The organism is Haloferax sp. s1, assembly GCF_058382125.1.
In genome coordinates this window covers 1-9,019 of sequence record NZ_JBZRPK010000599.1, presented here as the reverse complement: position 1 = coordinate 9,019, position 9,019 = coordinate 1, and the positions used below count along the sequence as shown (strand labels likewise).

Below are 9,019 nucleotides of genomic sequence, written 5' to 3'. Positions count from 1 at the left end.
CTACCCTTCGGTCCGGAGCGAAGCCCGGCGTATTCGGAAGAAGGCCGCCGCTGTCCTTGCTGAGACTGAGGCTGACGTCGAAGCATCGTTCAAAGAGAGCGTGATTGAATTTCCCCTGCCCTCATCGGACTGAAACCGCATCAACTTCCGATAAATTTGCGTGGTTCTTCTGTGTAGAGGTAAGTAGCAAATGAGTGAGTGACGCCTGAAAAACAAATCATATTTAAATCATTTACCACTTCGTTACGCAATTATATTTTTTTTGAGCAACTCGTTCTTCTTTTCTTCAAAGTCTTCTTCAGTAATCACTCCCTTTACTTTCAAATCATTGAGCCGTTCGAGTGTTTCTGTGGGGTGTTCTTTTGATGGTTGGTCCTCTGTTTCTTCCGATGATTTTTCGTCCTCAGCTGGAACCTCTTTTGCAACGCCTTTGGCCGCCTTGTAATTGTCAGACGCTCCCTTTGCTCCTAACACCCATCCAATCGGGGAGAGACTTGTTACCGCCGTTGCGCCCCACCATAGGCCTCCTCGTTTCTTTGGTTTCCACCCGCAATTCGGGCACCGCTTAACGTCTGGTGAGACTTCTTCATGGCACTCCCGACAAACTGACTTCATAGAACTTTTTGGCGTGTTTTGTTCCTCAGCCGATTCTTGGAGTCTTTTGCTAAACCTCATCATCCCTCGTTCTGACACTCTGAAAACCATTGAAAATGCAGAGAGCATCCCAAAAACGAACACTAAAGCAAATACCCCAAATGACGGGTAAAAAAAAATAACGTAACGATACTCATCAAGGTGAGGGTGACACCGGCAACGGCGAGAAACGAACCAATGGGCTCCGCTTTCTCCATTTTGACACCAAATGCGTTTTTAGAGTCCGAAAACTCCTCTAACGAGCCTATTTGATACTCTTCATCCATGTGTACTGACACCAAAACAGTATAGTAACTTAAACTTCAGTCACGAAATCTACGACCTTTTCCGTCGTTCAATCTACTCGTTCTCTACCGACTTGTCGTGATGTCAAATCCATTGAATGATGCCTATGTGGTTGGTGAGAAGTGAAACTGCTACTGGCGCTGTCACGGAGTAGGACATTTATACATTGTCGTTTAATCATGTACTGCCGAAGTGAAAATTGGCGGGTACACGAGGGTTGGCCATTCACGGTCGCGCCTCGCTTAGGACGCTGTGGTGTAGACCTTCGCAGGTTCGAACCCTGTCCCGCGAATTTTCTGTCCGAGCACCCGCGAACGGCGAAGCCGTGAGCGACAGCGAGGACGAAAATCGTAACGAGGGGTTCGAACCCTACGAGACGAGCAAAGCGAGTCTCGGTCCGGTTCGAACCCTGTCCCGCGCATTGCTATTCGCCGTGCCTTGCACGCACTGTCCTGTGTTTCCCTCGGTAATAGAGCCAGAACACGACAAGTAGCGTGAGGGGAAAGAGGACGATTGCAGCGATGGCCAGCGGTGGAATGAGGATGAAGAGGGCAAAGGTCTCCCACGAAACAATCGTGTTACGGGACATAGTGGAAGCTCCGTCGATGGAACTATCTATCTTGTGGGGTTGTCGATGAGGCGTTGTGCCGGACCGCTGTGGTCGTCAAGCGGGGGTCTTCGACATAGGTACGGTGGTTTCCTGCTTCTCCTTGTCACACCGGCCGACACTGATGCCGCCAAGCGATGTACCGTTGCCAACGACTAGTGGGCTGTGGGCCGAGTAGCCCGAAACAGCCGCGGCGAACGTTCGAGGTCTCGGGTGACTCGCTCGACCGCTTGCTCTCCGTGTTTCAACTTTCTGCCCGGCTCCACCCTCCCCCAGTCACTGCCAAGTACCCCAAAATAGAGGCATGGTAACAATTCGCGTTTAAACTCCCCTCCCCGTCATTACTTAAAACAAGCCCGAATTTGTTCGGGGCTAAACTTACTATTCACATGGCCAACTCGCGGATGGATGCAAACGCAGTCTATCTACAGCGAAATCGGTGGCCGAGAGGCCGTCGAAGCAGTCGTATCAGACTTTTACGACCGCGTCCTCGCCGACGACACGGTTGCGCACTATTTCGACGATATGGACATGGCGAAACAGCACGCCCATCAGGTCCAGTTCATCAGTGCGGTCGCCGGCGGTCCCGTCGAGTACGACGGTCGAGATATGCGTGAAGCGCACGAACACCTCAACCTCTCTGGTGAGGACTTCGACGCCATCGCGAAGCACCTCGAATCTGCGCTTCGTGCCAACGGGGTCGACGAATCGAACAGAGAAACCATTCTCGACGAAGTGGCGGCGCTCCGAGCACCGATTCTCAATCAATAAAATGGGATACCCGGGCGGACCACTGGTTCGTGTCACTTAAAATTATAAATTCCAGAAATCGGTGATAAGTCCGAATTCGTAATTTTTGGCCCACGTCTGTCCTAAGGGAAGATTACGTGTCTGATTATCGTAATGAGATGCACGCCACACGTCAGACACGACACAACCCTTTTTCTCACTCAGCGTGTGTCTCCACCAATGGCGGCGCTATCCGAATTATTGGGTGACCTCGTGGCAGATGTCGACGGGCTATTCCTCTTCACGCCGAGCCACTCGCACTACGAGCGGTTCGACGAGGCTGATGTCCCGACGGTCGTCATCGCTCCTGAGAACACGCTCGAAGCCGAGACGTTCGTGGAACTCCCGCTTCAGTTCCAGAACGTCAAAGACCGCATTCGCTTCGGTGTCGAAGGTGCGATGGAACAGAGTATCGTCGAGGCAGGCGACACTATCGCCTGTAACGTTGGCATCTTCGACGGCGACCCGGACTCAATTGTCAGAGTTCGCGTCGAAGAGAACATGCGTTCGGGCATCTACGACCTCTTCGCGAATTCACGGGCCGACCCCGGCGTCATCCGCGACGTGTTCGAAGTCGCCATCGAACTGGGCAAGAAGGGACAGAAGGGTGAACCCGTCGGCGCGCTGTTTGTCGTCGGCGACGCAGGCAAGGTGATGAACAAGTCCCGTCCGCTTTCGTACAACCCGTTCGAGAAGTCCCACGTCTACGTCGGCGACCCGATTGTGAACGTGATGCTCAAGGAGTTCTCGCGGCTTGACGGCGCGTTCGTCATCTCTGACTCGGGGAAAATCGTCTCCGCGTACCGCTACCTCGAACCCTCGGCGGAGGGCGTCGACATCCCGAAAGGCCTCGGCGCACGCCACATGGCTGGTGGTGCCATCACCTGCGATACCAACGCCACAGCAATCGTCCTCTCGGAGTCTGACGGTCTCGTTCGCGCGTTTAAGGGTGGCAAAATGATTCTCGAAATCGACCCGGAGGCCTACTGAGATGAACGGGTCCGCCTCGACGCTTCCCGCCGAGTCGTCGGTCCTTTACACACAGATGTCGGTCCCCATTCAGTCAGACAATGGTATCGTCGACCAACTCATCCAGGCCGTGGGGCTTCGATTCGTGGGCGTCCTCATCATCTTGGTCTTCGGGTTGATTCTCGCCTATACGGCGGGGACGCTTGTCCAGCGACTCCTCGTTCGAATCGGCGTTCCGGACGCCATCGAAGGAACTGCCTTCGAGCGGACCGCTCGGGACTTCGAGACTTCGACAGTCGAAATCATCTCGTGGCTCACCCGATATTTCGTCCTCGGTGCCTCACTTCTCGCCGCGCTTTCTTTTGCCGGTGTCAATTATGCCGACCGTTTCTGGCTCGTCACCGCAGGCATCCTCCCGCAGTTGTTCGTCGCTATCTTAGTGCTCATCGTCGGTGTCGTCATCGGCGACAAAGTCGAACTCCTCGTCGCCGAACGGTTTCGGGGAGTAAAGCTTCCACAGGTTAACATCATCCCGTCGCTCGCGAAGTACACGATTTTCTTCCTCGCGTCGCTTGTCGCACTCTCACAGATCGGTGTCGCTACGCTCGCGCTTATCGTCCTCCTCGCATCGTATATGCTGGCTCTCATCGTTCTCAGCGCTGTCGCGTTTCGTGACCTCCTCAGGTCCGGTGCCGCTGGGACGTATCTGCTTTTCACCCAACCGTACAGCATCGGCGACGAGATTGTCGTCGGCCAGATTCGCGGTGTCGTTCAGGAATTCGATATGTTCGTCACTCACGTCGAATCCGAAGATGAGGTGTTCATCATCCCCAACGCTCGCGTGTTCGAGGATGGTGTCGGAAGGGTTAGATAACCAAACCCAGATATGTAACTCGGCCGATTCTAATTTTGTCATACGTTTACCATAACAGTTTAGAAGTGGTCCGCAGATTGTCTCATATCGGACTTCCTGAATACGATGACGCAGAATCTCCCTCCCCTAAATATTGCATCTCCCTCTCCACGTGCTGTTGAGGTAGCTGAAACTCTTCTCAGGGGGTTCTACTTTCAAGATATGCGGGAGACGCACCTCACCGACTGCGATTTCGACGCTGCGCAGTCCGCTGCTGCACACGCAGTAGACTATATGTCGTCGGCGTTTGAAGCTGAATTTCCGGACGTTCCTGCGTCTCGTGCTGCATACGCTGGCGAGTTATTCATGCGTGCACTGTTTCTTCAGGACGAAATCGAAAACCGAGCAGCGTTCGACGAGTGTCTCGAACACGATGTCTCGGACGACGTGTTCGTCTCTTCCCCCGCGGAAATCCCCGAGATAGTCTCCATCAACGACGACCCACGCTGGAGCGACGTTCAGGACCTCCTCGAAGTGGTTTGCGACGAACTCGAGATGGACTCGGAGTACGCTGTCCTTCACACTCGATTCTGGCGGCTTCACGGCCAACGGCGCGACAACTGGCAAACGATTGCTCGGCGAGCACACCGAATCAAGGTCGCACGCATGGTCCCGGAGGCGGACGACGAAACCATCGATAACCTCGCTCGGTACTTCGTCGCCGGAGTAAGTCGCCACGACGGGTGGGTTCGAGAGGGCCCCGAACGAGATGTCACTTCGACTCTCGATATCGTCGCCCAGTACTACCATCGGTTATTTGATCTGAGAACTAGTTGATATGATTTCGGCGATACCACGACCGCCGAAAATAAGTATTGGTGGTCGAATCGTCTCTCCAGAGCTAACATGGAGGATACCGACCCGGAACTGTACCGTGAGGCTTTCCGAAGCGCGGACATCCCCATGTTGATTGCAGACACGAACTTCGCTTTCCGGGATATCAATGACGCCGGTCTCGACTTCCTCGGCTACGAGTTCGACGATATCATCGGTGAATCCGTCGGACTCATCGCTGCCGACGAGGAGGTGTACTACGAAATCGTCGAGCAGATGATTTCCGGTGAGACGTGGTCCGGCGAGTTCATGGCACGACGGAAAGACCAGCAGGTCGTCTACGGACAGGGCTTTGCGACGCCCATGGTCGTCAGCGGCGACGTTGAAGGTATCCTCGCGTTCTTCGTAGACACGACAAAACAACGACATTACGAGAACGCCTCCGAGGTGCTGAACCGCCTGCTCCGACACGACCTCCGGAACGAACTCAATGTCATCTACGGTTACACCCAACAGGTCGCCAGCCGACTTGACGACGAGAAGGCGCTCGAAGAACTCGAACTCGTCCAAGAGAAAGTCCTCGACATCGTCCACAAGTCAGAACGGGCGCGCGACCTCCGCGAGCACTTAGAGCGGTCTCACGACGTGTCTAATCACCCGGTCAAACTCGACGTGGTGTTGAACAACAAAATCGTCGACACCATGATCGAATTTCCGGACGCCGAGTTCGAATTCGGACCGTTCCCCCAGGTCGAGGTCATCGCCGACGACCTCCTCGGGGAAGCAATCGAGTGCGTCCTCGAAAATGCAGTCACGCACAACGACAAAGAGACGCCACAAGTCGAAATTTCGGTCAAGCGCGACGGTGGCCACGTCATCGTCCGTATCGCAGACAACGGGCCGGGGGTCCCAGAAGAACAGCGTGACCTTATCTTCGGTCGTGAGGAGTACGACCAACTCCATCACGGAACGGGTATCAGCCTCTTTTTCGCCGACAACGTCATCTCGTCGTACAACGGCACCATCTGGGTCGAAGACAACGACGACGAAGGCGCAGCATTCTGTATCCGACTTCAGGAACCGACAGCTATCGACTGACTCGCACCCTCGGCGGTCGTTCAGTCGTCGTCAGATAGTCCGTCGGACATCGGTCGCGCGGGGACCCCGGCAACAGTCTCTCCCGCTGGCACGTCCCGCGTGACGAGCGAGTTTGCCGCGACCTGTGCGCCCTCGCCGATGCGGACGCCCGGAAGGATGGTCGCTTTCGCGCCGACCATCGCGCGCTCGCCGACGACGACCTCGCCCGTCCGGTACTCGTCTTGGAGGAACTCGTGACAGAGGATGACCGAGTCGTAGCCGATTATCGCGTGGTCTTCGACGGTGACGAGTTCCGGCCAGAATACGTCCGGCGTCGCCTCCAACCCCCACGAGACGCCCCTTCCGACAGTCACACCGATTCGCCTGAGCGCCCAATTTCGAATCTTGAGCGACGGCGCGATGCGAGCGATGAGGACGAACACGTAGTTGAGCATCACGCGCCAGACGGGCTTTGCGTCCGTCCAGTACTGAAGCGAGTTGAGCGGTCCGGGCGTCGGGTGGTGGTCGATACGGTCGTGTCGCAGGGCGGTTTCCTCGGTGTCGTCGGTCACGACCGTCGATTAGACTGGAAGCATAAAAGCGCCCTCGCAATACGGACAAAAACGAACTGTGGGCGTCGTCGTGCCGATTCGATTACTCGCCGCGGAGTTCGGCCATGTGGTCGAGACGCTGCTGGACGAGTGATTCGGTCCCGATATCGTGGCGGATGTGGAAGCCCTCGCCCGCGTCTGCGAGCGCGTCCTCGGCAATCTGTTCGGCCTGTGAGATGCTGTCGGCGTGGCCGACGACGGCGAAGGAGCGCGAAGTGGTCGTGTAGAGACCGTCGTCGCGGGCGTCGACGCTCGCGTAGAAGAGGAGCGCACCGGCGTCCTCGTCTACCTCGACTTCTATCTTCGCACCGGCCTTAGGGTCCGTCGGGTAGCCTTCGGGGACGGCGTACTTGCAGACGGTCGCTTTCTCGGCGAATTCGAGTTCGGGGAGTGACTCGCCTTCGCGGGCGGCCACGAGCACGTCGAGGAAGGGCGTTTCGAGCACTGGAAGCGTGTTCATCGCCTCGGGGTCGCCGAACCGGGCGTTGAACTCGATGACCTTCGGTCCCTCAGTAGTGAGCATGAACTGGCCGTAGAGAATACCCTTGTAGTCGGGCATCGCGTCGACGACAGCCTCGATGACCTCAACTGCGGCGTCGTAGTCCTCACCATCCATGAACGGCAGCGAGGGCGTCACGTCGGTGTAGCTCCCCATGCCGCCGGTGTTCGGCCCCTCGTCACCCTCGTAGGCGCGCTTGTGGTCCTGTACGGCGGGGCTGACGCGGAACTCGCCGTTGGCGACGAACGCCTGAATCGTGAACTCCTCGCCGACGAGTCGTTCTTCGAGTACGACGCGGTCGTAGTCCGAGTCGCGGAGGTATTCCTTCGCTTCCTCGGGTGTCACCTGGTCGCCGATGACTTTCACGCCCTTGCCGCCGGTCAGACCGGCGGGCTTGACCGCGAGGGCGCCGTCGTACTCGTCGATGTAGTCGCAGGCGGCCTCCACGTCGTCGAAGGTCGCGAAGTCGGGATTGCCCGGAATCTCCTCGTCGCGCATGAACCGGCGCTGGAACGCCTTGTCCGTCTCGATGCGGGCCTCGGCTTCCTGCGGGCCGAAGGTGTAGATTCCGGCGGCGTCGAGGGCGTCGGAGACGCCCGCCGCCAGTCCGGACTCCGGCCCGACGATTGCGAGTGTCGCATCCACGGACTCGGCGTAGGCGACGATGTCGTCCGCCGCCGTTTCCGAGACTGTCTCGAATCCATCGGCGAGGTCGGCGATGCCGGGGTTTCGGTTGCTCGCACAGGCGTACAGGTCACAATCGGGGGCGAGTGCACGGGCAATCGCGTGCTCTCGGCCGCCGCCACCAACGAGGAGGACGGTCTCGCTCATACCCGCATACCCTGCGCACGAGAGTGTAAAGATTGCCCTTCAGCCATAGAGAAATAAGCACAATTGTGCTTACTTGTACTCGTCCTTATCGGCGGTTCGGTCGCAAAGCCACCCCCAAATCGTGGCTCGAACGGCCGTCTCCACGCCGCTTTAGTTCTCGGAGTACCGAACTCGAACTATGACCGACCCGGTGGGACGCAACCGACTCGACGAGGAGCAAAGCCCGTACCTCTGTCAGCACGCGGACAACCCGGTTAACTGGCAACCGTGGGACGAAACAGCCCTCGAAGCGGCCCGAGAGCAGGACAAGCCCATCTTTCTTTCAATCGGCTACTCGGCGTGTCATTGGTGCCACGTCATGGCCGACGAGAGCTTTTCCGACCCGGAAATCGCCGAGGTGCTCAACGAACACTTCGTCCCGGTGAAGGTCGACCGCGAGGAGCGCCCCGACCTCGACCGCATCTATCAGACGATTTGCCAACTCGTCACCGGCGGCGGCGGGTGGCCGCTTTCGGTGTGGCTCACGCCGCAGGGCAAACCGTTCTTCGTTGGGACGTACTTCCCGCCCGAACCGCGCCGCGGCGCACCCGGTTTCCGCGACCTCGTCGAAAGCTTCGCCGAGTCGTGGCGGACCGACCGCGACGAGATAGAAAACCGCGCCGAGCAGTGGACCCACGCCATCACCGACCGACTCGAAGAAACGCCGGACACCACCGACGAGACCCCCGGTTCAGAGATTCTCGACCAGACCGTTCAAGCTGCCCTGCGCGCCGCCGACCGCGACCACGGTGGCTTCGGAAGCGGCGGCCCGAAGTTCCCGCAACCGGGGCGTATCGACGCGCTGCTCCGCGGCTACGCCATCACCGGCCGCCGCCAAGCCCTCGACGTAGCGGTCGAAGCCCTCGACGCGATGGCTAACGGCGGGCCCCGCGACCCCCCCCGCGGCGGCCTTTCCCGCTCCTCGGTGGGCCCCCACAGGAGCCTGCCGGCCCCCCAGAGGAGGCCCTGCA

At 57.9% G+C, this 9,019-nt stretch carries 10 protein-coding genes; 6 read left to right on the top strand and 4 right to left on the bottom strand.

Annotation, left to right across the window (positions count from 1 at the left end; genetic code table 11):
- Positions 1-243: 243 nt before the first annotated feature.
- Both QT222_RS12085 and QT222_RS12080 read right to left on the bottom strand, forming a co-directional pair.
- On the bottom strand, positions 244-738 hold the full coding sequence (locus QT222_RS12085) for an SHOCT domain-containing protein (RefSeq protein ID WP_491477315.1): 495 nt from the start codon (positions 736-738) through the stop codon (positions 244-246).
- Positions 739-1,363: 625 nt separating this feature from the next.
- A complete protein-coding gene (locus QT222_RS12080) occupies positions 1,364-1,528 on the bottom strand; it encodes a hypothetical protein (RefSeq protein WP_491477314.1) in 165 nt (54 codons plus the stop codon).
- Positions 1,529-1,954: 426 nt separating this feature from the next.
- Between QT222_RS12080 and QT222_RS12075 the strand changes: the two genes are divergently transcribed.
- From QT222_RS12075 to QT222_RS12055, 5 genes are all read left to right on the top strand, one after another.
- Positions 1,955-2,317, top strand: a complete 363-nt coding sequence (locus QT222_RS12075; RefSeq protein ID WP_491477313.1) for a group I truncated hemoglobin — start codon at positions 1,955-1,957, stop codon at positions 2,315-2,317.
- A 198-nt stretch (positions 2,318-2,515) separates the two neighbouring features.
- Positions 2,516-3,325 carry a diadenylate cyclase gene (dacZ, locus tag QT222_RS12070; protein ID WP_491477312.1) on the top strand — a complete coding sequence of 270 codons (810 nt, stop codon included), beginning with the start codon at positions 2,516-2,518 and terminating at the stop codon, positions 3,323-3,325.
- Between the two features lie 55 nt (positions 3,326-3,380).
- The gene (locus QT222_RS12065) at positions 3,381-4,178 is read left to right on the top strand and encodes a mechanosensitive ion channel domain-containing protein (protein ID WP_491477316.1); all 798 of its coding nucleotides are present in this window, start codon (positions 3,381-3,383) and stop codon (positions 4,176-4,178) included.
- A gap of 201 nt (positions 4,179-4,379) precedes the next feature.
- Positions 4,380-4,994: a hypothetical protein gene (locus QT222_RS12060; RefSeq protein ID WP_004056633.1), complete on the top strand. Its 615-nt coding sequence runs from the start codon at positions 4,380-4,382 to the stop codon at positions 4,992-4,994.
- 69 nt (positions 4,995-5,063) lie between these two features.
- The gene (locus tag QT222_RS12055; RefSeq protein WP_491477311.1) at positions 5,064-6,089 is read left to right on the top strand and encodes an ATP-binding protein; all 1,026 of its coding nucleotides are present in this window, start codon (positions 5,064-5,066) and stop codon (positions 6,087-6,089) included.
- Positions 6,090-6,109: 20 nt separating this feature from the next.
- Here QT222_RS12055 and QT222_RS12050 read toward each other — a convergent pair whose 3' ends face one another.
- Together QT222_RS12050 and purD are read right to left on the bottom strand one after the other, a co-directional pair.
- Positions 6,110-6,640 carry an acyltransferase gene (locus tag QT222_RS12050; protein WP_491477310.1) on the bottom strand — a complete coding sequence of 177 codons (531 nt, stop codon included), beginning with the start codon at positions 6,638-6,640 and terminating at the stop codon, positions 6,110-6,112.
- An 82-nt stretch (positions 6,641-6,722) separates the two neighbouring features.
- Entirely contained in the window at positions 6,723-8,009 is a 1,287-nt protein-coding gene (purD, locus tag QT222_RS12045) for a phosphoribosylamine--glycine ligase (protein ID WP_491477309.1), read from the bottom strand.
- A 178-nt stretch (positions 8,010-8,187) separates the two neighbouring features.
- Here purD and QT222_RS12040 point away from each other — a divergent pair.
- A partial coding sequence (locus tag QT222_RS12040; RefSeq protein WP_491477308.1) for a thioredoxin domain-containing protein occupies positions 8,188-9,019 on the top strand: 832 nt, incomplete at its 3' end.